The sequence below is a fragment of the Brachybacterium sp. SGAir0954 genome (assembly GCF_005490785.1).
Classification (GTDB): Bacteria; Actinomycetota; Actinomycetes; order Actinomycetales; family Dermabacteraceae; genus Brachybacterium; species Brachybacterium rhamnosum.
The window spans coordinates 2,921,091-2,938,406 of sequence record NZ_CP027295.1; the positions used below are offsets into that span (position 1 = coordinate 2,921,091).

18 protein-coding genes are annotated in these 17,316 nt (G+C 73.2%); 9 read left to right on the forward strand and 9 right to left on the reverse strand.

The annotated features are described in order from the left end of the window. The first annotated feature begins 38 nt into the window (after nt 1-38). The 4 genes from C1N80_RS13115 to C1N80_RS13130 are packed head-to-tail and all read left to right on the forward strand — an operon-like array spanning nt 39 to nt 4,314. Entirely contained in the window at nt 39-653 is a 615-nt protein-coding gene (locus tag C1N80_RS13115) for a TetR/AcrR family transcriptional regulator (protein ID WP_137771177.1), read from the forward strand. Nucleotides 654-700: 47 nt separating this feature from the next. Then, on the forward strand, nt 701-922 hold the full coding sequence (locus C1N80_RS13120) for a DUF3107 domain-containing protein (RefSeq protein ID WP_137771178.1): 222 nt from the start codon (nt 701-703) through the stop codon (nt 920-922). Between the two features lie 13 nt (nt 923-935). Further along, the gene (locus C1N80_RS13125) at nt 936-2,570 is read left to right on the forward strand and encodes a metallophosphoesterase (RefSeq protein WP_168198110.1); all 1,635 of its coding nucleotides are present in this window, start codon (nt 936-938) and stop codon (nt 2,568-2,570) included. A gap of 1 nt (nt 2,571) precedes the next feature. Then, nucleotides 2,572-4,314: a DEAD/DEAH box helicase gene (locus tag C1N80_RS13130; RefSeq protein WP_168198111.1), complete on the forward strand. Its 1,743-nt coding sequence runs from the start codon at nt 2,572-2,574 to the stop codon at nt 4,312-4,314. 95 nt (nt 4,315-4,409) lie between these two features. Here C1N80_RS13130 and C1N80_RS13135 read toward each other — a convergent pair whose 3' ends face one another. Both C1N80_RS13135 and C1N80_RS13140 read right to left on the reverse strand, forming a co-directional pair. Further along, nucleotides 4,410-5,039, reverse strand: a complete 630-nt coding sequence (locus tag C1N80_RS13135; protein ID WP_137771180.1) for a MarC family protein — start codon at nt 5,037-5,039, stop codon at nt 4,410-4,412. Next, a complete protein-coding gene (locus C1N80_RS13140; protein WP_137771181.1) occupies nt 5,021-5,917 on the reverse strand; it encodes a PHP domain-containing protein in 897 nt (298 codons plus the stop codon). Before C1N80_RS13140 ends, C1N80_RS13135 begins: the two co-directional genes overlap by 19 nt. A gap of 37 nt (nt 5,918-5,954) precedes the next feature. Here C1N80_RS13140 and C1N80_RS13145 point away from each other — a divergent pair, with 37 nt between their 5' ends. From C1N80_RS13145 to C1N80_RS13160, 4 genes are read left to right on the forward strand one after another with little or no spacing between them, the layout of a single operon-like run. Further along, complete coding sequence (locus tag C1N80_RS13145) at nt 5,955-7,496, forward strand: aminopeptidase P family protein (protein ID WP_137771182.1); 1,542 nt, start codon at nt 5,955-5,957, stop codon at nt 7,494-7,496. After that, the gene (locus C1N80_RS13150; RefSeq protein WP_137771183.1) at nt 7,493-8,800 is read left to right on the forward strand and encodes a magnesium transporter MgtE N-terminal domain-containing protein; all 1,308 of its coding nucleotides are present in this window, start codon (nt 7,493-7,495) and stop codon (nt 8,798-8,800) included. Before C1N80_RS13145 ends, C1N80_RS13150 begins: the two co-directional genes overlap by 4 nt. 3 nt (nt 8,801-8,803) lie before the next feature. After that, nucleotides 8,804-9,418 carry a DUF1003 domain-containing protein gene (locus C1N80_RS13155; RefSeq protein WP_137771184.1) on the forward strand — a complete coding sequence of 205 codons (615 nt, stop codon included), beginning with the start codon at nt 8,804-8,806 and terminating at the stop codon, nt 9,416-9,418. Beyond that, nucleotides 9,415-10,563, forward strand: coding sequence for a P-loop NTPase (locus tag C1N80_RS13160; RefSeq protein WP_137771185.1), 1,149 nt, complete (start codon nt 9,415-9,417; stop codon nt 10,561-10,563). The genes C1N80_RS13155 and C1N80_RS13160 overlap by 4 nt, the downstream gene beginning before the upstream one ends. 34 nt (nt 10,564-10,597) lie before the next feature. Here C1N80_RS13160 and C1N80_RS13165 read toward each other — a convergent pair whose 3' ends face one another. After that, the gene (locus C1N80_RS13165; RefSeq protein ID WP_240811137.1) at nt 10,598-11,008 is read right to left on the reverse strand and encodes a twin-arginine translocase TatA/TatE family subunit; all 411 of its coding nucleotides are present in this window, start codon (nt 11,006-11,008) and stop codon (nt 10,598-10,600) included. 146 nt (nt 11,009-11,154) lie between these two features. Between C1N80_RS13165 and C1N80_RS13170 the strand changes: the two genes are divergently transcribed. Beyond that, nucleotides 11,155-11,808 carry an O-methyltransferase gene (locus C1N80_RS13170; RefSeq protein ID WP_137771187.1) on the forward strand — a complete coding sequence of 218 codons (654 nt, stop codon included), beginning with the start codon at nt 11,155-11,157 and terminating at the stop codon, nt 11,806-11,808. A gap of 74 nt (nt 11,809-11,882) precedes the next feature. Here the strand turns inward: C1N80_RS13170 and C1N80_RS13175 are convergent, their stop codons facing one another. The 6 genes from C1N80_RS13175 to C1N80_RS13195 form a co-directional block, all read right to left on the reverse strand. Beyond that, nucleotides 11,883-12,053, reverse strand: coding sequence for a DUF3117 domain-containing protein (locus tag C1N80_RS13175; protein WP_137771188.1), 171 nt, complete (start codon nt 12,051-12,053; stop codon nt 11,883-11,885). Between the two features lie 78 nt (nt 12,054-12,131). Then, a complete protein-coding gene (locus C1N80_RS15585) occupies nt 12,132-12,305 on the reverse strand; it encodes a hypothetical protein (protein ID WP_168198113.1) in 174 nt (57 codons plus the stop codon). Beyond that, nucleotides 12,302-13,057, reverse strand: a complete 756-nt coding sequence (locus tag C1N80_RS13180) for a TIGR00730 family Rossman fold protein (RefSeq protein ID WP_137771189.1) — start codon at nt 13,055-13,057, stop codon at nt 12,302-12,304. Before C1N80_RS13180 ends, C1N80_RS15585 begins: the two co-directional genes overlap by 4 nt. A gap of 23 nt (nt 13,058-13,080) precedes the next feature. Further along, a complete protein-coding gene (locus tag C1N80_RS13185; RefSeq protein ID WP_137771190.1) occupies nt 13,081-14,379 on the reverse strand; it encodes a polysaccharide deacetylase family protein in 1,299 nt (432 codons plus the stop codon). Between the two features lie 10 nt (nt 14,380-14,389). Further along, a complete protein-coding gene (gene dapE / locus C1N80_RS13190; RefSeq protein ID WP_168198114.1) occupies nt 14,390-15,526 on the reverse strand; it encodes a succinyl-diaminopimelate desuccinylase in 1,137 nt (378 codons plus the stop codon). Next, nucleotides 15,523-17,304 (reverse strand): FAD/NAD(P)-binding domain-containing protein, encoded by a 1,782-nt coding sequence (locus C1N80_RS13195; protein ID WP_137771192.1) that lies wholly within the window; start codon nt 17,302-17,304, stop codon nt 15,523-15,525. The genes dapE and C1N80_RS13195 overlap by 4 nt, the downstream gene beginning before the upstream one ends. Nucleotides 17,305-17,316 lie beyond the last annotated feature (12 nt).

Sequence of the window (17,316 nt, forward strand, 5' to 3'; positions counted from 1 at the left end):
TGTGGCGGATCATCTCTCCCTGGTCCTGGAGGACAGCCATGGCGCCCACCGTCCGCATGCCCCGCCGGGAGCGGCGCGCCCAGCTGCTGGCGATCGCGACCGAGGTGTTCCGCGCCCGCGGCTACCAGGGCACCTCGATGGACGACATCGCCGCCGCGGCCGGGGTGACGAAGCCCGTGCTCTACCAGCACTTCACCTCCAAGGAGACCCTCTACAAGGAGGTCATCGACGTGCTCGGCGCGTCGCTCCTCGAGGTCGCCCGTTCGCTGCGGGACGTCCCCGGCCCGCCGCAGGCCCGGGTCGAGGAGGGGCTGCGACGCTTCACCGAGATGGTCGAGGTCGAGAACACGCTGCGGCTGTTCACGGGGCGCGGCGACGTCTCCGAGGAGATCGAGCAGCAGGTCGCCGGTCTCCTGGACGCGCTCGCGCTCGAGGTGGCCGGGGTGCTCATCGCGTACCGGGACGTCACCCCCGCGCACGCCCGGGTCATCGGCCGCATGATGATCGCGATCGCCCAGTCCACTGCCCGCCTCGCCCATGAGGCGGGGGACGAGGCGAGCCGCGAGGACCTGCTCCGCACCACGACCGCGCTCGTCGTGGACGGCCTGACCGGATTCGCCCTGCGCGAAGACGCCCCCGCTCCCGCCGAGTGAGCCGATAGAGTGGCGGCGCATCCGTCGGACACAGAAAGGCGCAGGTCATGGAGATCCGCATCGGCATCCAGCATTCCCCGCGAGAGATCGTCATCGAGTCCGAGGAGTCCTCGGAGGACGTCCTGAGCTCGCTCGCCTCCGCCGTCCAGGACGGCTCCCCCGTCACGCTGCGCGACACCAAGGGCCGCCTCGTGCTGGTCCCCGGCGCGAAGCTCGCCTACGCGGAGGTCTCCACCGAGGAGCCCCGTCGCGTGGGCTTCCTCGGCTGACGTCGCCCCCTGCGTGACCGCACCGGCCCGCCTCGTCGCCGCCCGTCGTCTGCTCCGCTCCCCGCGGATCCGGCGACGGGCGGCGACGCTCGTCGTGGCCGTGCTCGGCGCCGTGATCGGGGTGCTGCTCGTCCCCGCCACGACCACCCAGGTGGGGCCGCTGACCGCGTCCGTGCACCTGATCCCCTCCCTCGCCTCGGACACCGTGATCCTGCTGCCGCCGGTCGGCGAGGTCCACTTCGACACCCACACGGCGCCCGTGCGCATCGAGGCGCGCGTGCAGGGGGTCGACGTGGCCGCGGCCGAGCAGCTGGTCTCCTCCGCGAGCGGGCTCAGCGACCTCGCCCGCACGGCGCCCGAGGACCTCACTCGGGCCGCCGCGATCAACGCGCTGCTGAACGCCCTCTTCGCCGCGGGCGGTGCGGCGCTCGCCGTCGCCCTGACGTTCCGCCGGGCGCGTCGCTCCCTGGTCGCCGGCGGCTCCGCGGCGGGACTCGTCGCGCTGTCCGTCGCGGCGACCGCGGTGACCTTCCGGCCTCAGGCGCTGTACCAGCCCACCTTCGAGGGGCTGCTCTCCGAGGCCGCGAACGTCGCAGACATCGGCGCGGGCACCCTCGCCGACTACGAGGACTACCGGGCGACGCTCGCCGAGTTCGTGGGGCAGGTCTCCGCCCTGTACATCGCCGCGGACTCGCTGCCCTCGGCCGGGGCCGACGCCGACCTCGTGACCGTCCTGCACGTCTCCGACATCCACGACAACCCGCAGGCCTTCGACGTCATCGCCCAGCTCGACGACCAGTTCGACCTCGACCTCGTGATCGACACGGGCGACATCATCTCCTGGGGCACGCCGTGGGAGAACGACATGGTCGCCCGGATCGGCACGCTCGACGTGCCCTACGTGTTCGTCTCCGGCAACCACGACGGCGCCGCGACCTCCGCGGTGATCGCCGCCCAGCCGAACGCGACCGTGCTCGACAACCAGGTCACGGAGGTGGCAGGCCTGACGATCGCGGGGATCGGCGACCCGCGCTTCGCGGCGGACGACGACTCCGACAAGGGCGGCTGGACCGCGGGCAAGGACGCCGTCTCCGGAGCCGCCTTCCAGCTGGGCGACACCGTCGAGGACTGGGACGCGTCCCATCCCGAGGACCCGGTGGACCTCGCCCTGCTCCACGACCCCACCCAGCCCGCGGGCCTCGAGGGCCGGGTGCCGCTCGTCCTCTCCGGGCACATGCACACCTCGAAGGTCGAGCTGGACCGCGACGGCTCCGGCACCGACTGGCTGACGGTCGGCTCCACGGGCGGCGCGCTCGCCTCGGGCGGGGTGCGCCCCGTCCTCGAGGGCGGGGAGCCGCTCGACCTCACGGCGCGGCTGCTGCGCTTCGACGCGGCCACGGGCCGGCTGGTCTCCTACGACGACGTGACGATGGGCGGCCTGGGCATGGTCTCCGTCGCGATCCACCGCACGCGGATGCCCGCCGAGACCCCGGAGCTCGAGGTCCCCGCGGATGCGGAGACCCCGGCCACACCCGTCCCCACGGAGCAGGAGGTCGCCCCCGGCGAGGGGCTCCCGGACGAGGAGCGCGTCACGCCGACGGACCCGTCCAGCCCGCTCCCCGGCCCGAGCGATTCCGGCGAAGGATAGGATGGCCGGGCACATCCGTATATCAGAGAGTCCAACGGTGCCCGAAACCACACTGACCACCGACGAGGCCGTGTCGGCCTCCCCCGCCGTCGAGCAGAGCTCCGGCGAACCCGCACAGACCTTCGCCGACTTCGACGTCCGCAGCGACATCGTCGAGGCGCTCGCCGCGAAGGGGATCATCCACCCCTTCCCGATCCAGTCCCTCACCCTGCCGGTCGCGCTCAAGGGCCGCGACATCATCGGCCAGGCGAAGACCGGCACGGGCAAGACCCTCGGCTTCGGCCTGCCGCTGCTGCAGCGCACCGTCGCCCCCGGCGAGCCCAACCACGACGACCGCCCGATCGGCAAGCCGCAGGCCCTCGTGGTCCTGCCCACCCGTGAGCTCGCCGTGCAGGTGGCGGAGGATCTCATCGCCGCCTCCGCGAAGCGCCCGGTGCGCATCCTCACCGTCTACGGCGGCCGCGCGTACGAGCCGCAGATCGAGGCCCTCGAGAAGGGCGTCGAGGTCGTCGTCGGCACCCCGGGCCGTCTCATCGACCTCATGCGCCAGAAGTACCTCGACCTCTCGCACGTGCGCACCGCGGTGCTCGACGAGGCGGACGAGATGCTCGACCTGGGCTTCCTCGAGGACATCGAGAAGCTGCTGCGCGCCGTGCCCGAGCAGCGCCAGACGATGCTGTTCTCCGCGACGATGCCGGGGCCGATCATGGCCCTCGCGCGCCGCTTCATGAGCCGGCCCACGCACATCCGCGCCCATGACCCGGGCGACGTCTCCCGCACCAAGGCGGACATCAAGCAGGTCGTCTACCGCGCGCACCAGCTCGACAAGATCGAGGTCATGGCACGGATCCTTCAGGCCCGCGGCCGCGGCCTCTCGATCATCTTCATGCGCACCAAGCGTCAGGCCGACAAGGTCGCCGGCGATCTCGCGGACCGCGGCTTCGCGGCCGCTCCGCTGCACGGCGACCTGGGCCAGGGCGCCCGCGAGCAGGCCCTGCGCGCCTTCCGCAACGGCAAGGTGGACGTGCTCGTCGCGACCGACGTCGCCGCCCGCGGCATCGACGTGGACGACGTCACGCACGTCATCAACTGGAACTGCCCCGACGACGACAAGACCTACCTGCACCGCACGGGCCGCACCGGCCGCGCGGGCAAGAAGGGCACCGCCGTCACCTTCGTGGACTGGGAGGACCTCGCGCGCTGGGCCCTCATCGCGCGCCAGCTGGGGCTCGAGTCCACCGAGGCCGTGGAGACCTACTCCACCTCGGACCACCTGTTCAGCGATCTCGACATCCCCGCGGGCACGAAGGGCACCCTGCCCAAGGAGGCCCGTACCCGTGCGGGACTCGAGGCCGAGCAGATCGAGGACCTCGGCGGCCCCGAGGGCCCGCGCGACCGTGATCGTGATCGCGGCGGCCGGGGTCGGGACCGTGACGGCGGCCGCGGCGAGGGCCGGGGGCGCGGTGGCGATCGTCGTCAGCGCACCGAGAAGGTCGAGCGGGCCGAGGGCTCCGCGCCGGCCGAGGGCGGCGAGCGTCCTCGTCGTGAGCGCAGCCGCACCCGTACTCGCCGCGTCAACGGCGAGGTCGTCGAGGGCGGCGCCGCGGGCACCGAGGGTGGCTCCGGCGAGCAGGGTGATCGTCCCCGGCGTCGTCGCTCGCGCGGCGGCCGCGGTCGCGGTCGCGGCGGCAACGGCGGCGCGAGCACCGGCGGCGAGCAGGGCCAGGCTCCCGCCGAGGGCTGAGCCCCGGCACCGGACAGCGAGGGAGGGCCCGGATCACGCACGCGCGTGGTCCGGGCCCTCCCTCGTCCGGTCGCGGGCAGTCCGCTCGCGGGCCCTCAGGCGCCGAGCACGCCCCAGCTCTCGATGAACGAGTGCACGGCGTCGAAGATCATCTGCGTGGAGATCGCCGCGAGCAGCACACCGGAGATGCGGGTGACGAGGGTGACGCCGCCCTTGCCGAGCATGCGGGCGATGATCCCGGAGAAGCGCATCACCGAGTACATGACCACGGCCATGAGGGCGAGTGCGATGACGAGCGCCGCGATCCGCGGGCCCTCGCCGCCGGTCTGGTCCACGAAGAGCATCATCGCGACGATCGCGCCCGGACCGCCGAGGAGCGGGGTGCCCAGCGGCACGAGGGCCACGTTCACGCCCTCGCTCGCGGCCATCTCCCCCTCCTTCCCGGCGAGGAGCTGCAGCGCGATGATGAGCAGCAGGAGGCCGCCGGAGAACTGCAGCGCCGGCAGCGAGATGTGCATGTAGTCGAGGATGAACCGGCCGAACAGGGCGAAGGTGCTGATGATGAGCATCGCGACGCCCACGGCGACGAGCGCTGCGCGGGACCGCTGCTTCGCGGTCATGCTGCTGGTCAGCGAGAGGAAGATCGGGATCGTCCCCGGGGGGTCGATGATGACGAAGAGGGTGACGAAGACTCCCGTGAGGAAGCTCAGGTCGACCAGGTCCATGGACGGATGACCTCGGTGGTGCTCGTGGCGCGACGGGTGATCGCGGCCAGGACGTCCGACTGCGTGAGGTTCTCCCCGAGCCGGTTGGGTTTGCCCGCGCCATGGTAGTCGCTGCCGCCGGTGACCAGGAGCCCGTGGTGGTCCGCCAGCTCGAGCAGCGCGGTGCGCTCCGCGTCGTCGTGCTCGCGGTGGTCCACCTCGATGCCGTCCAGGCCCGCCGCGATCATGTCCTCCAGCAGCCCCCGCGGCAGTCCCCCGTCGCGGCTCGACGAGGAGGGGTGCGCGATCACCGCGACACCGCCGGCCGCGTGGATGAGCTCCACGACGGCCGTCGGCGACGGGGCGTAGTAGGGGACGTAGTAGGGGCCCGTGGGGGCCAGCAGCTCCGCGAAGGCCGCGGAGCGGTCCGGGACCACGCCGGCGGCGACGAGGGCGTCGGCGATGTGGGGCCGGCCGATCACCGTGGTCTCGTCGGCCACCTGCTCCTGGACCAGGTCCCAGCTGATGGGCACGTCGCGTCCCAGGAGCTCGACCATGGAGCGGGCGCGCTCCGCGCGGGACCGGCAGGCGCGCGCCATCTCACCGGCGAGCCCTGAGCCCGGATCGGGGTCGACGAGCAGGGCCAGCACGTGCACGCTGAGCCCCTCGTGCTCCGCGGAGACCTCGATCCCGGGCACCGCGGCGACGCCCGTCGCCCTCACGGCGTCGGGCAGCTCCGCCCAGCCCGCCGTGGTGTCGTGGTCGGTCAGCGCCAGTGCGGTCACACCTGCTTCCCTCGCGTCCTCGAACAGCTCCACGACGTCGCGGGTGCCGTCGGACCAGGTCGAGTGCGCATGCAGGTCGATGCGGTCGTGCACGGGATCAGCAGCATCGCTCATGGCCCCAGCGTAGTGGGGCGTGTGGGACGATCCTGGGGTGAACACCCAGAACCCTGAGATCGAATCCGGCCCCGCGGCGGGGCCCTCCGCCGACGACCTGGCCTCGCGCGGTGACTCGCGCTCGCAGCGCCCCACCAACGACGTGTTCCGCCGCTTCATCGCCTCCGGCTGGGACGAGACCGTGCCGGAGGCGGAGCCGCTCCCGTCGGCCGCCTTCACCCCGGCCCGGCGCGACGCGCTCGTCGCCGCCGTCCCGTCGACCCGCCTGGTGCTGCCCGCCGGCGTGCTGAAGGTGCGCTCGAACGACACCGACTACCCGTTCCGTCCGGACACGGCCTTCGCGTACTACTCGGGTCTCGGCACCGACCAGGAACCCGACAGCGTGCTCGTCGTCGAGCCCGATCCGGAGGACCCGCAGCGCTCCGTGGCGACGTACTTCTTCCGTCCCCGCGCGGGCTTCGACTCCGCCGAGTTCTTCTCCGACTCCCGCTACGGCGAGATGTGGGTGGGGCGCCGGCTCACGATCGCCGAGGCCGGCCAGCGCATGGGCGTGGAGGTGCGGCACATCGACGAGCTGCGCGACCACCTCGCCAAGGACGTCGGTGCCCAGCTGTCCCTCGCCGTCATGCCCGGGGTCGACGCGGGCGTGGAGACGATGGTCTCCGAGATCCGCTCGCAGAACGGCCTGCCCGGCGGCACCGAGCTCGAGGCGGAGAACGACCGCCTCCGCGAGGCCGCGAGCGAGCAGCGCCTCGTGAAGGACGCCTTCGAGATCGAGCGGATGCGCGAGGCGGTCGACGCGACCCTGCGCGGCTTCGAGGACGTCGTGCGTCACCTCCCCGAGACGGTGGGCCACCCCCGCGGCGAGCGGATCATCGAGGGCGTGTTCGCCGCGAACGCGCGCGCCGAGGGCAACGGGGTCGGCTACGACACGATCGCCGCGGCCGGCGACCACGCCTGCACCCTGCACTGGATCCGCAACGACGGCGCCGTGCGCGGGGACGAGCTCGTGCTCGTCGACGCCGGCGTCGAGGTCGACTCGCTCTACACGGCCGACGTCACCCGCACCCTGCCGGTCTCCGGCACCTTCTCCCCCGCCCAGCGGAAGGTGTACGAGGCCGTGCTCGAGGCCTCCGACGCGGTCTTCGCGATCGCCCGCCCCGGCATCCGCTTCCGGGACCTGCACGCGCGGGCCATGGAGGTCGTCGCCGCGACGCTCGAGGAGTGGGGCCTGCTGCCCGGCACCGCCGAGGAGTCCCTCTCCCCCGAGGGCCAGTGGCACCGCCGCTGGATGGTGCACGGCACGAGCCACCACCTCGGCATGGACGTCCACGACTGCGCGCAGGCGCGGCGCGAGATGTACCTCGACGCGGAGCTCGTGCCCGGCATGGTCTTCACGATCGAGCCGGGGCTGTACTTCAAGGAGAACGACCTGCTCGTCCCCGAAGAGCTGCGCGGCATCGGCGTGCGCATCGAGGACGACGTCCTCGTCACCGAGGACGGAGTGGAGAACCTCTCCATCAACGCACCCCGCGGAGCCGACCAGGTCGAGGCCTGGATCGCTAGTCTGAGGGCGTGAGCACCAACCTCCAGCGCTTCTACGCGGCCCGCCTCGCCGGCACCACCGTCTTCGACCCCATCGGGGACTCGGTGGCGAAGGTGCGCGACGTCGTGGTGATGCCGCAGCCGCGCGGGGAGGCGCGGGCCGTCGGCTTCGTGGTCGAGGTGCCCGGGAAGCGGCGCGTGTTCCTGCCCGCCACCCGGGTCACCTCGATCTCGCCGGGGCAGGTCATCTCCTCCGGCGTCATCAACGTGCGCCGCTTCGAGAAGCGCCCCGGTGAGCTGCTGGTGATCGGCGACATGCTGGACCGCGAGGTCACCCTGCTCGACGGCACCGGCACCGGCACCGTCGAGGACGTCGCGCTGGACCGCAACCGCCACCAGGACTGGGAGCTGTCCCGCCTGCACGTGCGCCGCCGCCGCGGCGGGTCCCTCTCGCGGCTCGTCTCGCGCGGCGAGACGGTGACCGTGCGCCCCTCCGAGGTGACGGGCCTGTACGGGACCCAGGCGGAGCAGTCCGCGCACCTGCTCGCGGCCTCCTACCAGGACCTCAATCCCGCGAACCTCGCCGAGATCCTCCAGGAGATGGACTCCAAGCGTCGCGTCGAGCTCGCGGACGAGCTGCCGGACGAGCGCCTCGCGGACGTCCTCGAGGAGCTGCCCGAGGACACCCGCGTCGAGGTCGTCACCGGTCTCGACGCGAAGCGCGCCGCGGACGTCCTGGACGTCATGGACCCCGACGACGCGGCGGACCTCGTCCAGGAGCTCCCCGAGTCCGTCGCCTCGCAGCTGCTGAGCCTCATGGAGCCCGAGGAGGCGGAGGACGTGCGCCGCCTGCTCGCGTACGACGAGTACACCGCGGGCGGCATGATGACCACCGAGCCGCTGATCGTCTCCCCCGAGACCCCGGTCGCCCACTGCCTGGCGATGATCAGCCGCGAGGAGCTGCACCCCGCGCTCGCCTCGACCGTGCACGTGTGCCGCTCCCCGCTCGAGACGCCGACCGGCCGCCTGCTGGGCATCGTCCACTTCCAGCTGCTGCTGCGAGAACCCCCCGACCGCCTCGTGGGCGACCTCATCGCGCAGGACACCGTCACAGTGCCGCCCACCATGCAGCTGTCGCAGGTCACCCGCGAGATGGCGACCTACAACCTCGTCTCGATCCCCGTGGTCGACGCCGACGCCCGCCTGCTGGGCGCGGTCACCGTGGACGACGTGCTGGACCACGTCCTCCCGGACGACTGGCGCGAGCAGGACGAGCCGATGACCACCACGGGACAGATCGACCTCAGCGAGATCGCCCGCGCCACCAGGAAGGGGTGAGCCATGGCGGAGAAGAACGCTCCCGCCCTCGACGACCCGGCACCCCGGAACCGTCGTCTCCTGCCCCGCAGCCCCTTCTCCGGGGACACCTTCGGCCGCATGGCCGAGACCTTCGCCCGCGCGATGGGCACCCCCGCCTTCCTGGTCGGGATGACCGTCATCTGCGCCGTCTGGCTGACCTGGAACTCCGTCATGCCGGAGTCCGCGCAGTTCGACCCGCGGGCCATGAACTTCACCCTGCTCACGCTGATCCTGTCGCTGCAGGCGTCCTACGCGGCGCCGCTGCTGCTGCTCGCGCAGAACCGTCAGGACGACCGCGACCGCGTGCAGGCGGAGCAGGACCGCCAGTCCAACGAGCGCAACCATGCGACGACGGACTTCATCACCCGGGAGATCGCGGGCCTGCGCCTCGCCCTGAACGACGTCGCGACCCGCGACTTCGTGCGCGGCGAGCTGCGGGACCTGCTCGAGGAGCTCGAGGAGGACTCCCGGGAGGACGAGCTGGAGCGCATGCGCGGGATCGTCCGCGAGGAGATCGCCGCGGCGCTCGGCACCACGGACGGACCGGGCACGGGCCGCGGGGCCGGAGAGCCCGCGACGGAGGAGGAGCAGCGATGAGCACCATCGACACCACGGGCGGTGACGAGCGCGTCGCCCTCATCCACGAGGCCCTCGCGCACGTCATCGACCCGGAGATCCACCGGCCCATCACGGAGCTCGGCATGGTCGAGGACGTGCAGGTCGACGCCGACGGCGCGGCGACCGTGAAGGTCCTCGTGACCATCGAGGGCTGCCCCATGCGGGACCGCATCGAACGGGACGCCGCGGAGGCGACCGCGACCGTGCCGGGCCTGACCCGGGTGGAGGTCTCGACCTCCGCGATGACGGAGGAGCAGCGCCGCGAGCTCACGGCCCGCCTGCGCCAGGGCCGCCGTCAGATCCCCTTCAACCAGCCCGGCTCGCTCACGCGGATCCTCGCGATCTCCTCGGGCAAGGGCGGCGTCGGCAAGTCGACGGTCACCGCGAACCTCGCCGCCGCGATGGCGGCGGACGGCCTGAGGGTGGGCGTCATCGACGCGGACATCCACGGCTTCTCGATGCCCGGCATGTTCGGCATCACCGAGCAGCCGACGAAGGTCTCCGACCTCCTCATGCCGCCGCAGGCGCACGGCGTCGCCGTCATGAGCATCGGCATGTTCGTCCCCGAGGGGCAGGCCGTCGTGTGGCGCGGCCCGAAGATGCACCGGGCGATCGAGCAGTTCGCCTCGGACGTCTTCTGGGGCGACCTCGACGTGCTCCTGCTGGACCTCCCGCCCGGGACGGGCGACGTCGCGATCTCCGTGGCGCAGCTCCTGCCGAGCGCGCAGATGGTCGTCGTGACGACCCCGCAGCAGTCCGCGGCCGCGGTCGCGGAGCGGGTGGGCTCGCTCGCCACCTCCACGGAGCAGGAGATCGCCGGGGTCGTCGAGAACATGGCGGGGCTGACCCTGCCCGACGGCACGGTCATGGACGTCTTCGGCTCCGGGGGCGGGGACCGCGTGGCGGCGACCCTCGCGGGCGCCGTGGAGCATCCGGTGCCGGTGCTGGGCCGGATCCCGCTCGAGCCGGCGCTGCGGCACGGCGCGGACACGGGCCTGCCGCTCGTGGTCTCCGATCCCGAGAACCCGGCGGCGATCGCGCTGCGGGACGTCGCGCGCGCGCTCACGCACCGGCCGCGCGGCCTGACGGGGATGAAGCTGCCGCTCTCGGTCTCGCGGCGCTGAGGCTCCCGCCCCGAGGGGCGGGCTCAGCCGCGGATCAGGTGGCCTCGGGGTCCCAGGGGGTGCCCTGCGGGGCCGCATCCTTGGCGGACTTCTTGGCACTGCCGGAGGGCTTGCGCTTGGCGCCCGCACCGGCGGCGGCCGCCCCGGTGCCGATCGCGAGGGCCTCCTTGGACGGGAGCAGGTCCTCGGGGCTCGTGTCGCCCCAGGCCTCGCGGATGATGCGACGCGGATCGTACTGACGCGGGTCGTACTTACGCAGGTCGTCGATGGCGATGCCCATCTCGTCCTCGACCGTCGCCCGCGAGTCCTCGACCCAGCGGCGGGCCTGGCGCACCCAGCGCACGATGTTGCGGGTGTACTCGGGCAGGCGCTGCGGACCGACGATCAGCACGAAGATGAGCAGGATGACGATGAACTCCCAGCCGCCGATCCCGAAGAACGTCACGTCGTCACCTGTCCTGGTCCTCGCGCGCACGGTCGTGCACGCGTCCTGCCGGCCCATTATGGCAGAGGGGGAGGGTGCGGAGGCTGGGTGCCGGCCGTGCCTGTCGTACCCTTAGGCGACTGTCCGGACACGGGGAAGGAAGCGCGATGGCGTCGGGAAAGGTGGCCAGCTGGGCCCACGGCGAGGAGTTCGTCGACGAGGCGGGGCTGTTCGCCGATGCCGGGGTCCTCGAGCGGGCCCGCGAGCGCGGTGCGGAGCTCGGGGCGACACCCGTCCTGCCGGGGGCCGGCGCACTGATGCGCGTGCTCGCGGCCGCGGTGCAGGCGCGCTCCGCGGTGGAGATCGGCACCGGGGCCGGCGTCGGCTCCCTCTACCTCCTCGCGGGGATGCACCCGGACGGGGTGCTCACCACGATCGATCCCGAGGTCGAGAACCAGCGCGCCGCGCGCGAGTCCTTCGCGGAGGCGAGGATCCGCGGGCCGCGCGTGCGCACGATCGCCGGCGCCCCGCGGGACGTCGTCGGACGTCTCACCGACCACGCCTACGACCTCGTCTCGTTCCCCGCGCACGCCCCGCACGCCCTGGACCTGCTCGAGCACGCCCGCCGGCTGCTGCGCCCGGGCGGCGTGCTCGTCATCCCCCACGCGCTGTTCCACGACCGCGTCGCGGATCCCGCGGCGCGCGATGCGAGCACCCGCGCGGTGCGCGAGCTGCTGAAGGCCGTCACCGAGGCGGAGGATCTCGTCACCGCGCTCACCGGCAGCGGCGACGGCGTGCTCGCCGCGGTGCTGCGCCCCTGAGCCGCCTCACCGCCCACCGCCGGGCATGACGAAGGGGCCCCGCACCGGATGGTGCGGGGCCCCTTCGTCAGGGATCACTCCTTGATGACGCCCTCGAGCGCATCACGCAGCTCGACCGCCTCGGACGCGGCGATCTCGACGACCAGGCGACCGCCCCCCTCGAGCGGAACGCGCATGATGATGCTGCGGCTCTCCTCGACGACCTCGAGCGGACCGTCACCGGTGCGCGGCTTCATAGCAGCCATGGCGTGCCTCCTTGTGCTGTCGCTGCCTCTCGTACGATCCCCCGGACGGGACCTCGGGCAGCGCGGGTACGGTGGCTATTATCTCAGGTCCTGACCACTGGTCGTGCGCCGCGCCCGTCGGGAGCGCCGCGGGGGCCTCGGCGGGAGGGCGATCCCGCCCCCGAACCGGCCGGTCGCGATGCCCACGAAGGCCACCGCGACGCCGATCGCGACGAGCAGCAGCAGGATCACCATCGGGCTCGCGGCGGTCATCGGCCGGACTCCTCCTCGCGGCGGGAGGCCTCCCGCAGCACGGCGAGCGCCTCCTCCGCCGTGTCCACGACCCGCAACAGGTCGGGGTCGGTCGGGGCGATCATGCCGCGCTCCACGAGCGTCGTGGAGATCCAGTCGATGAGGCCCTGCCAGTAGGCGCGGCCCACGAGCACCACGGGGAACATCGAGATCTTGTGGGTCTGCATGAGACAGAGGGCCTCGAACAGCTCGTCGAGGGTGCCCAGCCCGCCGGGCATGACGACGAAGCCGCTCGAGTACTTCACGAACATCGTCTTGCGCGCGAAGAAGTAGCGGAAGTCGACGCCGAGGTCGACATAGGCGTTCATCCCCTGCTCGTGGGGCAGCTCGATGCCGAGCCCCACGCTCACCCCGCCGGCCTCGCGGGCGCCGCGGTTGCCGGCCTCCATGATCCCGGGCCCGCCGCCGGTGATCACGGCGTAGCCCATCTCCACGAGGCCGCGCGCGATCTCCTCGGTGCAGCGGTAGTCCGGGTGGTCCGGCGCGACGCGCGCGGAGCCGAAGATCGAGACCGCGGGGCCGAGCTCGGCGAGCGCGCCGAACCCCTCGACGAACTCGGACTGGATGCGCAGCACCCGCCAGGGGTCGCCGTGCACCCAATCGCCGGGGCCCGAGTCCTCGAGCAGTCGCTGGTCGGTGGTGCGGTCGGGACGCTGTCGTCCGCGCAGCGTGATGGGGCCCTTGCGGTGGGCGTTCTCGTCGGATGCGCTCATGGGCCGAGGGTAGCGGCTGGACCCTAGAGACCGGGGCGGGCGGGGTCCAGGATCGCGCCGGCGTCGAGCACGGGATCGAGCACGTGCTCCTCCCCCGCCGCCGTGGCCCGCAGCCGGATGCCGTCGATGTTCATCCGCGCCTGGCGCAGGTACTCGCCGTGGCGCTGCTGCCAGGCGAGGGTGGAGCCGTCGACGGTGAAGAAGTAGGAGAAGCCGTGGTCGCGCAGGCGCCGGTAGCGGACGTCGCCCTCCTCGTACTGCTCGGGGCCGGCGATGTCGGCGCCGAAGGGATAGATGAGCAGGTCGGTGTCCCCCACGAGGGTGCCCACCTCCTCGTCCCAGCGCTGCAGGTCCGCGTCGACCTTCTCGAGCGGCTTCTCCCCCATGTCGATGTGGCCCCAGGTGTGGCTCGCGATCTCCCAGCCGGAGTCGGTGAGCGCGCCCGCGACCTCCGCGGCGGCGTCCCGCGCCGCGGAGAGCGCGTCGGGGTCCTCTCCGTACTCGCGGGGCGAGGAGCGGTAGCCGAGGATCCCGTTGTAGCCGGTGAGCGCGATGATGCCCTTGCGGCCGCGGTAGGAGAAGCCGGGGTTCGCCGCGAGGTAGTCGTCGAGCAGCGGGACCATGTCGTAGGCGCCCTCGTGCTCGGTCCCGTCGGCGTCGACGTAGCGGCTGCGCACGGCGCCGTCGGCGTCGAGGTGGAGGTCCGCCGCGAAGCCGTCGCCGTCCATGTACTCGTAGTAGGAGACGTCGTCCTGCGAGAGCACGAGCGGGGTGCGCCCCTCGGGGAGCAGAAGCTCGCGCGGCCGCATGGTGCCGTCCTCGGCGGGCTCGGCGAGGTCGTGAGGGCTGATCAGGACGTAGCCGTCCTCGTGCATCCTCTCGATGACGGCGGTGAACTCGGGGATCGTGCACATGTAGTCGTCGTAGCCCAGCTCCGTGTCGTCGCCGTCGAAGGCGCGGGAGGGGTCCACGATCAGGCTGTGGAAGAAGAGGTGGCTGACGGGCTCGTCCTCGGGCCACGGGACGAGGGCGTCCTTCTCCTCGTGGCAGCGGGTGCGGAGGTCCTCGGCGTCCTTCCCGTCGACCCCGTCCACGGTGTCCAGGGCGGCGTCGTAGTCGAACTGGTCGGCCTGGCGGGTCGCGGTCGCGAGCTTCGCCGCGGGATCGGGGGCGGCGCCGCCCGCGGCGGGCGCCGCCGTGGAGTCCGAGGCCCCGCCGGCGTCGGACCCGGAGCCGGGGGCCGATCCGGAGCCGTCGGTGCAGCCGGCGAGCGCGGCCACCATCAGAGAGGTCGTCAGCGTGCGGCGGGTCAGCGCTCCCATGCCCGCCACGCTACGCGGTGGGCACCTCCGTGCCGAGGAATCGCGCGAGCCCGGCGAGGGCGTGTCGGAGGTCCGTGGTGGGCACGTGCTCGTCGTCGGTGTGGGCGAGCAGCGGGTCCCCGGGGCCGAAGTTCACGGCGGGGGTGCCGAGCGCCGAGAAGCGCGCGACGTCGGTCCAGCCCTGCTTCGCGGCCACGCTCGTCCCCTCCCCGATCGCGGCGAGGAAGTCGCGGGCGGCGGGGGTGTCCAGCCCCGGCAGCGCGCCGGCGGCGGCATCGGTCACCTCGATGGTGACATCGAGTCCGGAGAGCACCTCGCGCACGTGGGCCTCCGCCTGCGCGACGCTCGTGTCCGGGGCGAAGCGGTAATTGAGGGTCGCGCTCGCGCGGTCGGGGATGACGTTCCCGGCGATGCCGCCGGAGATCGCGACGACGTTGAGGCACTCGCGGTACTCGAGGCCGTCGATCACGGCACGGCGGGCCTCGTAGTCCGCGAGCCGGACGAGCACGGGGGCGAGGTGGTGGATGGCGTTGTCGCCCACCCAGTCGCGGGCGGAGTGGGCGGCGACGCCGCGGGCGGTGACCTGGAGCTTCATCGTGCCCTTGCAGCCGCCCTCGACGCCCGCGGAGGTGGGCTCGCCGAGGATCGCGAAGTCCGCCTGCAGCAGCTCGGGGCGCTCGGCGGCGAGGCGGGTGAGGGAGTTGTCCGCCGCGGCGACCTCCTCGTGGTCGTAGAAGACCCAGGTGAGGTCGACGGGGGCGGCGTCGGCGCGCACGGCGAGGGCGAGCAGCACGGCGACCCCGCCCTTCATGTCGCAGCTGCCGCGGCCCACGAGCTCCTCGCGTCCGTCCCGCTCCCGTCGGTGGGAGGGGAGGTTGTCGGCGATCGGGACGGTGTCGAGGTGGCCGGCGAGCAGCACCCGGCGGTCGAGGCCCCGGTCGGTGCGGGCGATGACCGTGTCGCCGTCGCGGATCACCTCGAGGTGCGGGGCGTGCGTGCGCAGCGCCTGCTCGACGGCGTCGGCGAGGGCCCTCTCGTCGCCGGAGACGCTGGGGACGTCGACGATCGCGGCCGTGAGGTCGACGATGTCGGCGAAGGGGTCGAGGACGGGGGCGGGAGCGGCGGGGGTGACGGGCATGCCCGTCATCGTGCCACGAGCGGCTCCTCGAGCGCGCCGCCGTGCGCGGCGAGGCGCAGGGCGACCGCCTCGGCGTGCTGCAGCAGCTGCGGGGAGGTGCCGGGCTCGGCGGTGATCGCGGATCCCGGCTGCGCGGTGGAGACGGGGACCCCGGTGAGCAGGCGCCGCTCGTGGACGGTGCCGTCCACCGCGATCGGGCAGTACAGGCCGTCCACCTCGATCGAGCCGGTGAGCACGCGGGTGCCGCTGCCGCGCGAGGCCCAGGAGTCCTTGCGCACCTCGCCCCGCTCGCGCCAGGCGCCGAGCAGCGGGCTGCGGTAGGCGGGCAGGTCCACGGGCGGCAGGTGCGCCTCGAACACGCCGTCGCACAGCACGGGCGGGTTCTCGCCGCCGCGCACCGCGAAGCGCCCGGCCTCCTCGTCGATGTCGACGTGCATGCGCGGACCGAGGAAGCGTACGAGCCCGGCCTCCTCGAGGGCGACGAGCTGGCGCACGCGCAGCACGGGCGGGCCGGAGGCCCAGGAGGCGAAGGCGTTGCGCAGGTGCCCGTCGATGTCGCGGCGCAGGCTCTCGGTCGTATAGGCGCCGAGGTCGATGAGCCGGTTGACCTGCACCCGCATCGCGACGAGCACGCGGAAGACGAGCAGCCAGACGGGGTCGGGGCCGGCGGCCGCGGCGAGCGCCTCGCGGAGCGCCTCCCGGGTGCGTCGGTGCGCGTCGTCGGTGACCCCGCCGCGGCGGCCGAAGGGGAACAGCAGGTGGATGAGGGCCTCGTCGGTCGCGAGCTCGTCCTCCCCGATGCCCTGGAGGGCGCGGCGCAGCTCGGCGAGGATGAGCGGCATGACGTCCCGCTCGTGGTCCACGCCGGCGCTGCGGACGGCGAGCTCGAGGACACGCTCGGAGGTGAGCACCTGCGGGGTGTACGGCTCGGGCAGCGCGGGGCGGAGGTCGGGCTTGGGCCGGTAGACCATGCCGGAGCGGGAGCCGACGACGAGCAGCGGCTCGCCGCCTCCGCGCTCGTACCGGAGCCCCGCCGCGGAGTCCGGGTCGGGCACGAAGCGGCCGCCCGCGGTCTCGGTGAGCATGCCGATCATGTCGTAGAAGTTCAGGCCCATGCCGGCCACGGCGATCGCCTCGCGGCCCAGCAGCCGCCGGTAGTCCACCTCGAGCGGGTTCGCGGGGCCCACGTGCACGAGGCCGTGGCGGTCGGCGGCGTCGGCGTACTGCTGGGAGCGGGGGCCGAGCGCCGTGGAGAGGTGGCCGAGCGGGAGGGCGACGGCGTCGGCGGCGAGCACGCGACCGTCGTCGAGGCGCACCCGCTGGGGGCCGTCGGGCGCACCGGTCACGTCGACGACCTCCGCCGTGTGGCGCACGATCCGCAGCCGGGCGGGGTCGGCGTCGGCCTGGGCGGTGTCGAGCACGTGGGCGAGGTAGCGGCCGTGCGCGGCGCGGGAGGCGATGTCCGCGGGGGCGAGGCCCTCGCCGGCGAGGTGGTCGGCGAGCGTCTCGCTGCGCGTCACGGGCAGCCGCGGGTGGCAGGAAGGATCCGGGTACATCGTGGTCTGGCAGGTCGCGGTGTTCATCAGGAGCACCTCGGACTGGTCGTGGCGCCACACCGCCCCGCCGAGGCCCACGTACGGGTCGATGAGGTGGACGGTGAGGCGGCCCTGCCAGTCGGGCAGCGTCGAGGCGGCGACGAGGCGCTCGACGATCGCCGTGCCCCGGGGCCCGGCGCCGACGACGGCCACCGTCCGGAGAGGGGCGGGGGAATCGGAGCTCGCGGTCATCCGCCCAGTATC

Bases quoted from the DNA above. Each gene is read 5' to 3' on its own strand.
- C1N80_RS13115 (WP_137771177.1), top strand. From the start codon at position 39: ATGGCGCCCACCGTCCGCATGCCCCGCCGGGAGCGGCGCGCCCAGCTG.
- C1N80_RS13160 (WP_137771185.1), top strand. From the start codon at position 9,415: ATGAGCACCATCGACACCACGGGCGGTGACGAGCGCGTCGCCCTCATC.
- C1N80_RS13140 (WP_137771181.1), bottom strand. From the start codon at position 5,917: ATGAGCGATGCTGCTGATCCCGTGCACGACCGCATCGACCTGCATGCG.
- C1N80_RS13180 (WP_137771189.1), bottom strand. From the start codon at position 13,057: ATGAGCGCATCCGACGAGAACGCCCACCGCAAGGGCCCCATCACGCTG.
- C1N80_RS13170 (WP_137771187.1), top strand. From the start codon at position 11,155: ATGGCGTCGGGAAAGGTGGCCAGCTGGGCCCACGGCGAGGAGTTCGTC.
- C1N80_RS13155 (WP_137771184.1), top strand. From the start codon at position 8,804: ATGGCGGAGAAGAACGCTCCCGCCCTCGACGACCCGGCACCCCGGAAC.
- C1N80_RS13175 (WP_137771188.1), bottom strand. From the start codon at position 12,053: ATGGCTGCTATGAAGCCGCGCACCGGTGACGGTCCGCTCGAGGTCGTC.
- C1N80_RS15585 (WP_168198113.1), bottom strand. From the start codon at position 12,305: ATGACCGCCGCGAGCCCGATGGTGATCCTGCTGCTGCTCGTCGCGATC.
- C1N80_RS13120 (WP_137771178.1), top strand. From the start codon at position 701: ATGGAGATCCGCATCGGCATCCAGCATTCCCCGCGAGAGATCGTCATC.
- dapE (WP_168198114.1), bottom strand. From the start codon at position 15,526: ATGACGGGCATGCCCGTCACCCCCGCCGCTCCCGCCCCCGTCCTCGAC.
- C1N80_RS13130 (WP_168198111.1), top strand. From the start codon at position 2,572: ATGGCCGGGCACATCCGTATATCAGAGAGTCCAACGGTGCCCGAAACC.
- C1N80_RS13195 (WP_137771192.1), bottom strand. From the start codon at position 17,304: ATGACCGCGAGCTCCGATTCCCCCGCCCCTCTCCGGACGGTGGCCGTC.
- C1N80_RS13135 (WP_137771180.1), bottom strand. From the start codon at position 5,039: ATGGACCTGGTCGACCTGAGCTTCCTCACGGGAGTCTTCGTCACCCTC.
- C1N80_RS13185 (WP_137771190.1), bottom strand. From the start codon at position 14,379: ATGGGAGCGCTGACCCGCCGCACGCTGACGACCTCTCTGATGGTGGCC.